Origin of the sequence: Pseudoalteromonas sp. SG45-1 (genome assembly GCF_014164135.1) — a bacterium.
Lineage (GTDB): Bacteria > Pseudomonadota > Gammaproteobacteria > Enterobacterales > Alteromonadaceae > Pseudoalteromonas > Pseudoalteromonas distincta.
On record NZ_JACJEP010000096.1, the window covers coordinates 1 to 232 of the forward strand.

Consider the following 232-nt stretch of genomic DNA (forward strand, 5'->3'; position numbering starts at 1 on the left):
ATATTAACTTCTGTCAAACTGTCGCATAAAACGCGTTTGGCGTTGTATGGTTAAGCCTCACGGGTAATTAGTACAAGTTAGCTTAATGGCTCACACCACTTCCACATCTTGCCTATCAACGTTGTAGTCTTCAACGGCCCTTCAGAGACTTTAAAAGTCTAGTGAGAACTCATCTCGAGGCCTGCTTCGCGCTTAGATGCTTTCAGCGCTTATCAGTTCCGAACGTAGCTAC

General features: G+C 44.8%; 1 rRNA gene. It reads right to left on the minus strand.

From position 1 onward, the window contains the following. Positions 1-46: 46 nt before the first annotated feature. Positions 47-232, minus strand: a 23S ribosomal RNA gene (locus H5117_RS20515); the annotation flags it as partial.